Origin of the sequence: Streptococcus sp. FSL R7-0212, from assembly GCF_038007985.1 — a bacterium.
In the GTDB taxonomy this organism is placed as follows: Bacteria; Bacillota; Bacilli; order Lactobacillales; family Streptococcaceae; genus Streptococcus; species Streptococcus parauberis.
Genome location: NZ_JBBOYF010000001.1, coordinates 90001 through 102259 on the forward strand (window position 1 = coordinate 90001; position 12259 = coordinate 102259).

Genomic DNA, 12259 nt, shown 5'->3' on the forward strand with positions numbered 1-12259 from the left:
GAACTCAGACCATTTCTTTGACCTCATCGAACAGGAAATAGCCATCGTTAATCCTATTTTCCAGACGGTATTGAAGACATTTTTAAAGGATAAAGACAAGGTTGTAAACGCCATGGAATTGCCTTATTCCAACGCCAAACTGGAAGCTACCAATAATCTCATCAAAGTCATTAAGAGAAATGCCTTTGGTTTCAGGAACTTTGAAAACTTTAAAAAACGGATTTTGATTGCATTGAACATAAAGAAAGAGAGGACGAAGTTCGTCCTCTCTAGGTGTTAGCTTTTCATCTACCCACTACAGTTGACAAAGAGCCAAAAATATCTTGACAATTTTCCTTAGCATGTTGTAAAATAAAGTATAGGGTAAAGTACCCTAAAAACATATACTAGGAGGTGTGTTATGCTCTCTACAAATATTAAATTAATTTGTGATGCTGTTGTTAATGCCTGGAAGCCAGAATATGATTTTGAGGTAGAACATTTCAAGTTACCGCTTTCGAAAAATGATTTTTTCAACACAACCTACTCTACTTTAGGTAATAAAACTATTAATGAGTATCTTAAGTCATTTACTGGAGGTTCGTGTTATAGATATGCTACTTTTAAAAGAAGAGCCGAGATATTAATAAGTCACGGAAAAATTCGAAATCTATGTTTTCAGAAACTTGACAATACTACAATTATGAATGCATTATCACAGATTGATAGTGATATTCCAAAGTCTGTAACTCAGTTTATCAATGATAAAGATAATACATTTGATAGCACTGCTTGGCAGGATTACTTGCTGAGTTGTTCTCAGATTTTAGGAGCAATGGAAGCTGATGAAATTATGTTGTTTGCTGCATCTTGCTATTTGCATAACATTATAAGTCTTTATGGTGTTCTTCCCTTTTTAATAGAACTGTCAAATGAAGATGATAGCATTTACTTCCATTGTGTTGATTTCAATAATGACTTGAGCATATACTTCGTAAGCCTGACGAACCCTCTTGTCCCGCATTTTATTGAATAAGCAAAAAGGATACTTATGAGGTATCCTTTTTATATTAGTTCATCAAGTTTTTCTGCCAATTCCTTCTGCTTACTTGGATAGAGGTGAGAATAGGTGTCAATTGTAGTCGTTATAGAAGCATGTCCTAGCCTTTCTTTTACAACTAGATAATCTTCCCCTTGGTTTATCAGCAAGGAAGCGTGTGAGTGCCTTAAATCGTGTATTCGTATTTTTTTAAGTGACTTATCACGTTCAAGTATTTTCTTGTACTGTTTTTCAATAGCATTTTTTGTAATTCTGAGAGGGCTACTTTGAATCACTTGTAGGGTCAAGTTATCGTTAGTAAATTGTTCTAACAGATGTTTTTGGTGCTTTTGCCAAAGTTGTAGTTCCTGGCTTAATTTTTTATTTATAACAATTCTTCTTGTTCCTGCCTTGGTCTTAGTTGTACTAATATGGCTTACACCTCTATTGTCATAAACTGACTTTGTAATATGAATTATATTACTTGAAAAGTAGATGTCTTGCCATGTTAGTGCGAGTGCTTCTCCAAGTCTTATTCCTGTAAAGAATAGAACGGTAAAAAGTAATTTGATATTGTATTCTTCTGGTTCAAACAGTGTTAGAAACTGCTGGAATTCTTTGACCGTCCAAAACTGCATTTTAGTCTTTTCAACAGGCAATTTTTTTAGTAGCTTTACTGGGTTTGTAGAGTAATAACCTTTTCGCAAGCCGACGTCAAAAATCTTTTTAAGCAGAATCATGATTTTGTTGATAGTATTTGTGCTTAAAGGATTATCAGAATTTTTGGCAACTTTTTGCCTAAGATGTTCTCTGAACTGGTAAATATCTTCATAGGTTAGTTTTGCTACATTATCAACCTTTGAAAAATAACCTTTTATGTGTTTATTATAGTTATTTTCTTGTGTGTTGATATAGCTAATTTTTCGATGATTTATACTATCTTCTTCTTTCAGCAGTTCATAGAGCATTGAAAGGGTAATTTTAGCCCCATAGAAGCGTTCTTTGAGCTCTACACTTCTTAGGTAGTGTTCTGCTTCAGTAGCCTCTTTCTTGGTCTTGTAGCCCTTTCTGACTACTCTACGTTGCTTAAGTGTTATTGGGTCAAAACCATTGCTAATATCAACTATCCAACCGCCGTCTTTATCTTTTCTAATTGCCATATATTACCCCCTAGAAAGAGAGCTGTTTTGGACATCGAAGCCAAGTAGTTCGGTAGCGACGGTGGCTGGAATAGTTCCGATACGCTTATTTTGGTACACTCTAAAGCCCCTAGCAATTAGTAGTTCTTTTCCCTGTCTGATAATTCGTTTAGAAGTTCCCTCAGAGAAACCAAGTGCAACGAGGTCATTCTTATTCACGGTTGCTATCATGTGACTTACTCCTTTGTATCTAACTTTATCTTTTTGTAGGTAACGTGATTATTGAAATACTGTCCGTCTCTATAGATCTTGCTGGTGTATTCCGTTTCATATAGGACGGTTGAGTTATTATAGTCAAAAGTTTCATAGGTATAAAACTTATCTTCATCAGGTTTCTTCAAATTACGTGATGATAGATAGGCTTGTTTACCAAAGTTTTCCAATAGCTCCTGTCCGATACCTTTTTCAAAATATTTGGTAACATATCGACCGCGGTTTTCTTTGCTATCGACATCAACTTTATTTATCCGTACTGCTCCATATCCCCAAAGTTCCAAGAGTTGACGGTGTGGAACATAAGGAACGCTGAAAAGCAGAATATGAGCATGCCATGCCCCACGTTTTTGTTTTTCTAATACTGCTACATATCTCAATTGGCTTTTCTTAGTCTTAAATATGTGATAATTAAAGCGTTTAATAAAGGTTTTGAGTAAGTCTTTGAAATGGTTTCTATCGCTGATATTTTCTTTAGTGGTTAATGTGAGAAAAGAAGTCGTATCATCAAAATTACAATCGACTAGTCGGAGTAAATTCCACTTTGCTTCTAAGCGAGTTTTTTTCATACGTTCAAGACGTTGTTCTTGTTCTTCAGGTGTTAGTTGATCAAATGTTCTACGTTTTGATTTTTCCTTGCTTTCAGTATTAGCATCTATTGATTTTCCTTTTGAAAATATTGGCTTTTCATATTCCCAAATTTCAATATAGGAAGAAGTGCGGACTATTTTTTTATTGTACGAAGTCATAAAAAATAGTTCCTTTTAGCTTGGCTTTTCGCCAAAAGATTGTCTATATAATAAATAAACTAAGTTGGAGCAAAGCTCCAACACACTTTTATCAGTTTCCTAAGAATTGCTCCGCTAAACACGCTTCCAGCTTGCCGACAGTGTCGGCAGGTTCTCTTAGAAAACTGATAAAAGTATCATTGTATTCAGATAGTATAATAACTTTTTGTATTAGTATCATACACTAGTACTGGTATTGCCTTACTTTCTGATACATTTCCATCAATATAATAATGATTATATCCATCGTAATATACTTTTCCTAAATAGGAGTCATCATTAGCAACAATATTTGAATGTATATGACCAGAAATAATATCTTTATGAAAACTTCCTAAACTTGCAGGAAATTTATTTGTAAATATATTTGGATTTGAATATTTTTTCCAATCTTTACCTAAATCTTCATCAATTCCAGCGTGGACGAAAATTTGTTTTGGTGTTTCAAAATATCTTGAATCAGCATCTTTTTGTAATAACCAATTTATCAAATCAGAATGACGTTCGATAATAATGTCTTTTAATTTCAAATCAATCCGATGTAAGTATTCTTCATCAGGAATAGATAAATCACTAATAATAGAATTAACAATTGTCGTTTTTTCTTCAGTACTAATAAAACTGTTTATCGTACTTGCTCCGATTCCGGTTGAATAAGAAGTGTAGTTTCCAGATTGTATTTTTCCATTTATCCATGAAATAAACCACTCGTCATGATTTCCTAAAAGTGTAATAATCTGATCGGAGTATTTTTTTTCCAGCTCCATAATTAGCTCCATTACTAGTTTAGAATTTGGACCAACATCAATTAAATCTCCTAAAATCATAAGTTTATTATCCTGAACGGAAAGATCAATTTTTTTTAAGGCGGTTTGTAATTCAGAATAATAACCATGAATATCTGATAAAGCATAAAATAACATATTAGTTACCAATATAATTTATTAATTTATTTTTTGTTTCTTCTGACGCCCAATTTGTAGATTTAATCTCAAATTTTTTGGAAATATCGTCATAAATTAATATTTCTCCATTTCCATAGAAATTAAAGTTTTTATCAACTGCAAAAGTGTCTACTCCAATTACTTCAGAAGGCTTTCCAGCTAATATATGTTTTGAATGATTTATACTTTTCTGAGGTGTATGTCCAACTATTTGTTTATAGAAGTTTTCATTTGGCAGTAATTCTAATTCTCTAAAATCGGCCCAAACTGGAGATCCTCCACCGTCTCGTCCACCTCTATTAGGGCCTACAGCAATAGAAAATCTTATTAATTCATCATCATGTTGACCATCAATAAAGTCAAAATGCCAATCTTCAATATCAAATAATATGTTGAAACCTGCATGAGAAACTAAGTAATCATCTAATTTATAAGCAACTTGTAAATTAAAATCATCCAAAAAATCAGATACTGCAAGAAAAGCTTCTGGATCATGAAGAGAATAATCAGCTGGAAAGTGATTATAATAATTTATATCATGGTTACCAATTAATGTTATTACCTCATAATCTTTATTTGTTTTTTCGTCAATCCATTTTTTTAAGTACATAAGATCTTTAGCATATAATTTTGGATTTTCTTCCTGCCCCCTAAAATCTGTATAATCTCCCATAAAAATTATTCTTTTAATTTTATGGTCTACTAATAATTCATCAATTAAAGGTAAAATGAGTGCACTTTTTAAGTGGGTGTCGCCAATAAATAAAGTTTTCATAGAAATCTCCTTTTATTAAAATAATTTTAGTAATAGCTCTAGACAATATTATAACGCTATTTACTTGGTATTTTGTCAATGACTTGTTCAATACTAATAGGGGTATATCCAATAACATCAACTCCAACATTCAAAGCATTTTTTCCTAAAAGTTGAGTATTAAAGTTTGAATCATTATGAACATGACCAAATAAATGTATAGAATTTCTATGTTTTCCACACCATTCAAGAATTGGATAATGAAAAAGTATTATTTCCCGTTTATGATATTTAAAAACATGGTAGTCTTTAATCCATTCAAACTGATTTATAAAATTTTATGAAAAATATAATCATCATGGTTACCAATAATGAGATATTTTTTCCCATTTAATTTTTTTTAAAGTATCATTGACTTGATCAATATTTGCTTGATAAAACATATCACCTAGAATGTAAACTTCATCGTGCGACTGTATAGTCTTGTTCCAGTTTTCTATTATAGTATTATTCATATCCTCAATAGATTTAAAGGGACGGCTACAATTGGGGATGATATTTTTATGAAAGAAGTGAATATCGGCTACGAAGTACTGCATAAAAAACTACCCCAAATTCTTTCTGCTTATTCTATTATTGAGTGCATAGATATAACAAATGTAAGAGGCAAAGTCACCCACCAAGGTCGGATCTGGCTCTTGACCAAAATCTGAAGGTTTGAATGATTTATACCAATCTATATTATAATGTTTTTTTCTCATGCAATTTTTGAAATTTGAAAAAGACATTAATAATTGAAACTCTGAAGAATTTATTTCTTGATAATAGGTTTCAATATTCCTATTTTTAATGTTAATATTTTTAGATTTCAAATATCTGTAGCTAGCATCTACGAAACGATACCAGTAAATAGCTAACTCATCATCGTTTTTATCAGAAGAGAGAATGATGTCATCATAAATTTTTTCACATTCTATAAAATTTAATGTATTATTTAGTTCTTTAAATGACTGATATGTTAAAAACATTTTTTAATAACTCCTTTTGTTAAATAATTAACGTCCATTTATAGAATAAATGTATGCAACGTAACAAGCAAAATCTCCAATACGTTTTCTGTCATCATTAAAACTTTCAAACCAAGTGATATCATTGTCCTGTTCATTTGCTAAACCCTTTAAGAGTTTTAATTGATAAATAACCTTATTGTGAGTAACAGTTCTTGCTTCATCATTGGCAAGTTTTTCTTCTCTTGAGAGTGTGAGCCATTTGCCACGTGCAGAGGCATACTCTACGCAGAGTAGTACAAATGTTGTCCATTCTTCTTGGAATTCTTTATCAAGCTGATTAGAGGAATTAATAAGATTAGAATAGATTTGTTCCGCTTCCGAAAATGAAATAATCCCCTTTTCATTCTTAAAATCATCGTAGCTAAAAATTTGCATGATAAAACTCCTTATTATATTAAATTCAAATGTATTTTATCACAATTATTTTGCTACAGGTAAGATATCTGAGCAAGAAAACCATAAATTTCCGTTGAATTGTCCAACGTTTAAATCTTTCAAGATAACAGGACAAGTCTTATTATTTTTCATCTCTTGAACACTTAGAGTTGGTGTTAACGAATTAACTTTGACTTGTATCATTTCCATGAAAAAGTCTGAAGTTTCATCTTGAATAGAAACATTCAGTCGTAGGGCAACAGGATTTCCAGATTCACGATCTAAGACTTCTGTATAGCCTTTCACACCAAAGAAACGATTGCCTAATAGTTCGGGTTTCAAAAAGTCATTTAATTTCATGTGTACCTCATTTCTATCATCGCAGAGCGATGAGGAACAGATATTGTTGCTGAAAATCTAGCGAATTTAAGCAACAATATCCGTTGTAATTAGTTTGTTTCTGTTAAATAAAGTTGTAATTCTTTGATAAAGTCAAATTGAGCGGTATCAAGATAAGGACTTTCCCAGTATTGTGCTGTCTCCTTGCCTGAACCTTGCATATAAAGATAACCTGCACCTTTTTCTTCAATAGGTTTTAACTTATCAGGAGTTGCAGAACCAAAGACCATGCGATAGCCCTCATTAGAATTGGCACCAAGGGCTATTCTAAGAAAGAGATTGTCCCTGAGTTCAGTACTTAAAGTAGTACTAGCGTTTACTTGTTGGGCTGATACAAGGATAAATATGCCTGCTTGTCTTCCTAGTAGAATAATTTGTTTAATGCCATCCATAACTTCAACAATGATTTCTTTTGATTTTTTATCTGTTCCTGAAGCTTGGAAAGCTCCCATTTCATCGAAGATAAGCCATGCTGGCTTAAAACCATGGTCAGTAAAATTTGAGCCGTATTGAAAGTTATCACGCATATATTGATATCGTTCCTGCATTTCTTCAACTACTAAACGGACAATCCGAGCAATATTATTTGGTGTGGTTGCTACGTATTTATCTCCTAAGTAATATGCTAAACTTCCTAGGTCAGAATTTTTAGGGTCAGCTATGTAGACTGTTGATTGACGTTTTAAAAATTCTAAAATCAAGAAAGATATAAATACTGATTTCCCACTTCCTGTACCACCAGCAACTAGGATATGAGGACACTTGACAGGATTATAATTCACACCGTATCCTAAATCTATATCAAGGTTATCTATCTCTTGTTTCTGGTTACGAGATTGAAGAACTAACCTGTCAGGTTTCTTATAATAAAAGTGGTATTCTACAAAACTAGAACGGATAATTTTTTCATCTAATTCAAGTTCGAGAACGCCAGCAAGTACATCATCAAGTGACTGTACTTTTTTGCTAAATTCATCGCCTGTAATCAGAGCTTTGATAAGAATATGCCCTTTTTGTTTGTCTAGCTCGTATTGCAAGATTGCACTTCTAGAGATTTTTTCATATCCTGAGCTATCTTTATATGTTGTATAAAGGTGATTTGTATGTAATACATACAATAAGCTTTCTCTGATAATTAGGTAATAATCCAAATGATATCTAAAATATTTTAATTGACGATGAAATTTGTATATGACAAATCCTGCCAGAATAAATAAAGGGATTTTAATAAGGTCAGAGGCTCTAATATTTGCAATAATAGTAAGCATAATGTAGATAGAGAGGCCTAATATTGACCAATGAGCTATCTTTAATTTGCTACTTGAAATGATATAATTTCTTCTTAAGTCAGCAACTTGCTTTGGTTTGAACATAATTAGCACCTCATGGAGAATTATAAAGAAATAGTTGCTGATAAAATCGCATGGTCTGGGTAGCCTACTCGGCTCTTATAATCAGGATTTTTTAAGAATTCCCAAGAATAATTTTCATTTGATATAGGGATATTTGCAAAAATATGGTCTAACTTACAATACTTCCAAGAGTTTAAATCTGATGGAGTATATACAGTTAAGCCTGCCTTGTTCATTGCTGACTTAAGTAATGGATAAGAGTAAAACTCTCTAGCTTTTCCTTGATAGGAATGAATATCATCATTCTGTTTGAAAAAGCCATTATTAAAGTCACCTAGAACGATGGTATTTTCATGACTTGTAGGCAAATTTGAAATTAGATTATCTAATTGTATTTTGCGTTCTTTAAAATCTTTAATGATATCCTTTCCACCAGTTTTTATACGAGTACCGATAATATTTAACTCCTTACCAGATATATTTACTGTAACTCGTAAAAAATTAGGGTTGTTATCATCATTATCAATAGAAATGACTTTACTATCTGAAATTAAGGAATTTTTGATAGCTATTAGGATTTCATTTCCAAAATCAAGAGAACGGATATCTTCAAAAATTTTATACCCCTTATCTTGTAAACTGGAACAGAATAAACTATGATTTTCTTCCTTTACATATTCTGTTAGACACATAATATCAGCACCTAATTGACCTAGTTCATTTACTACCATATCAGGAATTTGCCTGCCAAGTCCTGAACGTTGATTGATATTCCAAGTGGAAATAGTGAGTTGCATAAAAATATCCTCCAAAATATAATTTGGCAAGAGGGGTTATTCCTCTTGCTAGTCGCCTAATCCGTCAAAGATTTCTCCTTGTTCGTCTTCATCATAATAGCTTTCTAATTCTTCATAGAAGATATCTAAAGCTTCTTGTTCTATTTCATACATAGAGCCACCTCTCTAATCATCCTAAAAGGGTAATGTACCCTAAAGTTATTTATAAGGGTAGGATATCAGAAAATAAATACTTTGTCAACGATTTTTGTGTAAAAATATATTTTTAGAGTACAGTTAGAGAAGTAAAAAAATCCAAAGAAATGTTATTTAACACTCCTTTGGATTTCATTTTTACTATCTGCTAAAATATCTTGAAGTTTATCGTAATTAACTGGTGCAACGATTTTTTTTAATTTTTCTTCTAAATGCTCAAAATGTTCGGAAACAGATAATATTTCAGTTTGTCTAAACTTTTCATCTCTCCTTAGTAAGATTGCTGCTTTACAAATTAGTTTAACTGTTACGCCAATTGTTACAGACCGAACTGGTAGATATTTAGGAAGTTCAATTTTTAAATTTCTAATTCCTCGGTCAGTTTTTTCGTTGATTTCAGCTTTAATCTTTACTCCATAGCCTTTTGAATATTCTATATTGTGTAAGGGTATTGTATGTGTATCCTCACTAATTTTTAACCAATTGTTTAGATTTTTTGTTTCTTCGAATGCTTTTGATAGAACTATTCCCCTAGTAACTGCTCCAGTTATCTCTTTGGAGTAAATTTCTTCTAATAGACTAATGTAATACATGCACTCACTAGATACTCTAGCTTGAAATTCCATGATTGCCCTCCTAAATCATTTAGTACCTTAAAATCATTATATCGTAATGATACAGATTAGTAAATCAAAATCTATTTTAGGTTTTTAAAATTCAAGTGAAAAAAATATTAATTCCTAAAAAGTTACTAAAGATAAAAAAATCCACCGTTTTTACGATAGAGGTAATTTCATAAAATGCTGGTTTGACTGGGTTCCTATTCATATGAACCCACGTGAACCAAACTCAAAATCCAGTGCCTCACGGACGTGTCGGTTCGACCCCGACCGCCGGTATAATTGAAAAGACAAGGTTTCTATACCTTGTCTTTTTTGATTTTTCAAAGTTCAATATTTGATTTACCTTTATTCACAACATCTTATCCTAAAATTTGATATACTATAGTAAAAGCGGTTACAGGAGAAAAGTTATGGAAATTAAAGAAATTATGACTATCATTGAAGACATGAAAGTCGGAGTCTTTGCTACAGTTGATAAAGATGGAAAACCACATGCACGGCATGCACACATTGTTGCTGCAAATGAAGAAGGTGTTTTCTTTATGACCAGTCCTAAAACGCATTTTTACCAACAGCTTATGGGTGATGAACGCATTGCTTTGACAGCCATGGTCGAAGATGGTTATCTGACACAGGTTATTCGAATTGAAGGAATGGCTCGCCCTATTAATAATGAAGAATTGCGAACCATTTTTGCCAATAATCCCTACTATAACTTTATCTATACTGACGAAGAAAGTAATACTATGCAAGCATTCCAAATCTATGACGGTGAAGGTTTCTATCACAGTATGACGCAAGGTCATAAGTATGTTTACTCAATTGGCACTACCAAAGAACCATACATTAAATCAATAACATAAGGCATACAAAACATTATAGGCTGGACAAGAACTGAAGTGCTCCCCAAAAGTTAGACTAAATATTTAAACTAAGGATGGAAAGTCAACGAAAAACTAGACACGGAGTTAAGAGAATTTAAGAATTATATTTTTCAAAGTCTTTTGGAGACTTGTAATCAAGACCTGAATGCATCCTTTTTGTATTGTAATAGGTCTCAATGTATTTAAATATTTCTTGAGTAGCCTCAGCTCTTGTCTCAAAATGAGCATCATTAATAAGCTCCCTCTTTAGCGTCTTATAAAAAGACTCCATCATTGCATTGTCATAGGGATTTCCTTTACGACTCATGCTAGATTGAGCACCGACTTGACGAAGAGTAGATTGATAACGAGAGCTTGTATATTGACTCCCTTGATCAGTATGGACAATCAAGCCAGGCTGAGGATGTTCTTTCCCACAAGCTTGTAATAAGCAATCCCTCACCAGTTTATCTTGCATCCGTGAAGACATTGACCAGCCTACAATCTTACGTGAAAAAACGTCGATATTCACGGCTAAGTATAAGGTGCCTTCTTTGGTAGGGATATAGGTCATGTCTCCCAGCCATACTTTATTAGGAGCTGTTGCTTTAAAGATCTGATTAATTAAATTGGGTCTTGAAAGCGAAGCTCCTTTTCTGTTGTAATGTTTATATTTATAACGGCTTCCCTTGGCATAAAGTCCCATCAAGTGCATCAGTTTCCCAACACGTTTCGTGTTGGTCATAATACCAGTATTATGAAGTACCTTGGTAATTCTAACCGCACCATAGCGTCCCTTATGCTCATGAAAGACAGCTTTTATCTTCTCTGAGAGAATTTCTCTCTCCACTTGTTGTTTTGAAGGACGACGATGCATGTATTCATAGAAACCTGAGCGAGAAACCTTAAGAACTTTTACTGCATGCTTAATTTTTATCTTCCCATGATGTTTCAAGAGAAATTCAAAACGTTTTACTTGCTTCGCTTCAAGAAGACCCGGAACTTTTTTAGAAGTTCAAGTTCCTCCTGAAGATAACGATTTTCTTTCTCTAACAATTTAATCTTATGTTGGGCATCAGCTAGGGCTGTCCCATTGCCTGGAAAAGCACTTTCTCCATATTCTTCAACTTCTTGAACCCAGCGATAAAGACTATTGGCATGAACCTCAAGCTCTTGGCTGACTTCTTTAACAGAGTAACCCTCTTCAAGAATGAGTTTTACTGCAGAATTTTTAAATTGTTTATCGAATTTTCTTCTTGCCATAATAAACCTTTCCACGATTTCTCTTAACTTTGTGTCTAGTTTATTATAACCTTTCCAGGATTGAGTTCTGTATTGCACAGGACTCAGTCCTTTTAATGTTAGTTTGATTCGTTTAGTATTGTAGTAGTTGATATATTCTGAAATAGCTTTTTTCAGTGCTTCAAGGGAAGTAAATTCTTTCTCAAACCCATAAAACATTTCTGTTTTCAGTGTTCCAAAGAAAGATTCCATCATGCCATTGTCTAAGCTATTGCCTTTACGAGACATTGAGGGTTTCATCCCATGGATTAAGAACATTTGACTGAGGATGTGGATTTGGAATTGGTAAAGAGATTAATAAACCGATAAAATAATATTAATTTAAAGAAACAGTAGAGGCTGTTTCTTTTTTCATGATTAACATCTC

Annotated in this window: 15 protein-coding genes and 1 pseudogene (1 of these 16 cut by a window edge); 3 read left to right on the forward strand and 13 right to left on the reverse strand. The window is 32.8% G+C overall.

Annotated elements, in window-relative coordinates; genetic code table 11:
- Together MKY69_RS00635 and MKY69_RS00640 are read left to right on the forward strand one after the other, a co-directional pair.
- Positions 1-280: the final stretch of an ISL3 family transposase gene (locus MKY69_RS00635; RefSeq protein WP_017768237.1), read on the forward strand. The gene continues 977 nt to the left of window position 1, outside the view; the window shows 280 of its 1257 coding nt (coding positions 978-1257); the start codon falls outside the window, past its left edge; it ends in the stop codon at positions 278-280.
- A 120-nt stretch (positions 281-400) separates the two neighbouring features.
- Complete coding sequence (locus tag MKY69_RS00640) at positions 401-1015, forward strand: hypothetical protein (protein ID WP_340790773.1); 615 nt, start codon at positions 401-403, stop codon at positions 1013-1015.
- A gap of 29 nt (positions 1016-1044) precedes the next feature.
- Here MKY69_RS00640 and MKY69_RS00645 read toward each other — a convergent pair whose 3' ends face one another.
- From MKY69_RS00645 to MKY69_RS00695, 11 genes are all read right to left on the reverse strand, one after another.
- Positions 1045-2178 (reverse strand): tyrosine-type recombinase/integrase, encoded by a 1134-nt coding sequence (locus MKY69_RS00645; RefSeq protein WP_340790774.1) that lies wholly within the window; start codon positions 2176-2178, stop codon positions 1045-1047.
- 3 nt (positions 2179-2181) lie between these two features.
- Positions 2182-2388 carry a DUF3173 domain-containing protein gene (locus MKY69_RS00650; RefSeq protein WP_340790775.1) on the reverse strand — a complete coding sequence of 69 codons (207 nt, stop codon included), beginning with the start codon at positions 2386-2388 and terminating at the stop codon, positions 2182-2184.
- 5 nt (positions 2389-2393) lie between these two features.
- Positions 2394-3179 (reverse strand): rolling circle replication-associated protein, encoded by a 786-nt coding sequence (locus MKY69_RS00655; RefSeq protein ID WP_340790776.1) that lies wholly within the window; start codon positions 3177-3179, stop codon positions 2394-2396.
- Positions 3180-3364: 185 nt separating this feature from the next.
- Positions 3365-4141, reverse strand: a complete 777-nt coding sequence (locus tag MKY69_RS00660) for a metallophosphoesterase (RefSeq protein ID WP_340790777.1) — start codon at positions 4139-4141, stop codon at positions 3365-3367.
- 1 nt (position 4142) lies between these two features.
- Positions 4143-4937, reverse strand: coding sequence for a metallophosphoesterase family protein (locus tag MKY69_RS00665; protein ID WP_340790778.1), 795 nt, complete (start codon positions 4935-4937; stop codon positions 4143-4145).
- Positions 4938-5521: 584 nt separating this feature from the next.
- Positions 5522-5944 (reverse strand): hypothetical protein, encoded by a 423-nt coding sequence (locus tag MKY69_RS00670; protein WP_340790779.1) that lies wholly within the window; start codon positions 5942-5944, stop codon positions 5522-5524.
- 27 nt (positions 5945-5971) lie between these two features.
- On the reverse strand, positions 5972-6361 hold the full coding sequence (locus tag MKY69_RS00675; RefSeq protein WP_340790780.1) for a hypothetical protein: 390 nt from the start codon (positions 6359-6361) through the stop codon (positions 5972-5974).
- Positions 6362-6406: 45 nt separating this feature from the next.
- Entirely contained in the window at positions 6407-6721 is a 315-nt protein-coding gene (locus MKY69_RS00680) for a hypothetical protein (protein WP_340790781.1), read from the reverse strand.
- Positions 6722-6810: 89 nt separating this feature from the next.
- Positions 6811-8133: an FtsK/SpoIIIE domain-containing protein gene (locus MKY69_RS00685; protein WP_340790782.1), complete on the reverse strand. Its 1323-nt coding sequence runs from the start codon at positions 8131-8133 to the stop codon at positions 6811-6813.
- 20 nt (positions 8134-8153) lie between these two features.
- Complete coding sequence (locus tag MKY69_RS00690; protein WP_340790783.1) at positions 8154-8909, reverse strand: endonuclease/exonuclease/phosphatase family protein; 756 nt, start codon at positions 8907-8909, stop codon at positions 8154-8156.
- 305 nt (positions 8910-9214) lie between these two features.
- Entirely contained in the window at positions 9215-9730 is a 516-nt protein-coding gene (locus MKY69_RS00695) for a hypothetical protein (RefSeq protein ID WP_340790784.1), read from the reverse strand.
- A gap of 407 nt (positions 9731-10137) precedes the next feature.
- Here MKY69_RS00695 and MKY69_RS00700 point away from each other — a divergent pair, with 407 nt between their 5' ends.
- The gene (locus tag MKY69_RS00700) at positions 10138-10590 is read left to right on the forward strand and encodes a pyridoxamine 5'-phosphate oxidase family protein (RefSeq protein WP_003104970.1); all 453 of its coding nucleotides are present in this window, start codon (positions 10138-10140) and stop codon (positions 10588-10590) included.
- Positions 10591-10705: 115 nt separating this feature from the next.
- On the opposite strand, the gene MKY69_RS00705 is transcribed toward MKY69_RS00700, so the two are convergent.
- Together MKY69_RS00705 and MKY69_RS00710 are read right to left on the reverse strand one after the other, a co-directional pair.
- Positions 10706-11853, reverse strand: a protein-coding gene (locus MKY69_RS00705; protein WP_096368445.1) for an IS3 family transposase whose coding sequence is annotated in 2 segments (ribosomal slippage) — positions 10706-11601 and positions 11601-11853 — 1149 coding nt in all. Because the reading frame shifts where the segments join, the coding sequence is not laid out codon by codon here.
- A 54-nt stretch (positions 11854-11907) separates the two neighbouring features.
- Positions 11908-12135 (reverse strand): annotated as a pseudogene (locus MKY69_RS00710) (transposase); the annotation flags it as partial.
- Positions 12136-12259 lie beyond the last annotated feature (124 nt).

Coding starts and splice junctions, on each gene's coding strand:
- MKY69_RS00640 (WP_340790773.1), top strand. CDS start 401: ATGCTCTCTACAAATATTAAATTAATTTGTGATGCTGTTGTTAATGCC.
- MKY69_RS00645 (WP_340790774.1), bottom strand. CDS start 2,178: ATGGCAATTAGAAAAGATAAAGACGGCGGTTGGATAGTTGATATTAGC.
- MKY69_RS00650 (WP_340790775.1), bottom strand. CDS start 2,388: ATGATAGCAACCGTGAATAAGAATGACCTCGTTGCACTTGGTTTCTCT.
- MKY69_RS00655 (WP_340790776.1), bottom strand. CDS start 3,179: ATGACTTCGTACAATAAAAAAATAGTCCGCACTTCTTCCTATATTGAA.
- MKY69_RS00660 (WP_340790777.1), bottom strand. CDS start 4,141: ATGTTATTTTATGCTTTATCAGATATTCATGGTTATTATTCTGAATTA.
- MKY69_RS00665 (WP_340790778.1), bottom strand. CDS start 4,937: ATGAAAACTTTATTTATTGGCGACACCCACTTAAAAAGTGCACTCATT.
- MKY69_RS00670 (WP_340790779.1), bottom strand. CDS start 5,944: ATGTTTTTAACATATCAGTCATTTAAAGAACTAAATAATACATTAAAT.
- MKY69_RS00675 (WP_340790780.1), bottom strand. CDS start 6,361: ATGCAAATTTTTAGCTACGATGATTTTAAGAATGAAAAGGGGATTATT.
- MKY69_RS00680 (WP_340790781.1), bottom strand. CDS start 6,721: ATGAAATTAAATGACTTTTTGAAACCCGAACTATTAGGCAATCGTTTC.
- MKY69_RS00685 (WP_340790782.1), bottom strand. CDS start 8,133: ATGTTCAAACCAAAGCAAGTTGCTGACTTAAGAAGAAATTATATCATT.
- MKY69_RS00690 (WP_340790783.1), bottom strand. CDS start 8,909: ATGCAACTCACTATTTCCACTTGGAATATCAATCAACGTTCAGGACTT.
- MKY69_RS00695 (WP_340790784.1), bottom strand. CDS start 9,730: ATGGAATTTCAAGCTAGAGTATCTAGTGAGTGCATGTATTACATTAGT.
- MKY69_RS00700 (WP_003104970.1), top strand. CDS start 10,138: ATGGAAATTAAAGAAATTATGACTATCATTGAAGACATGAAAGTCGGA.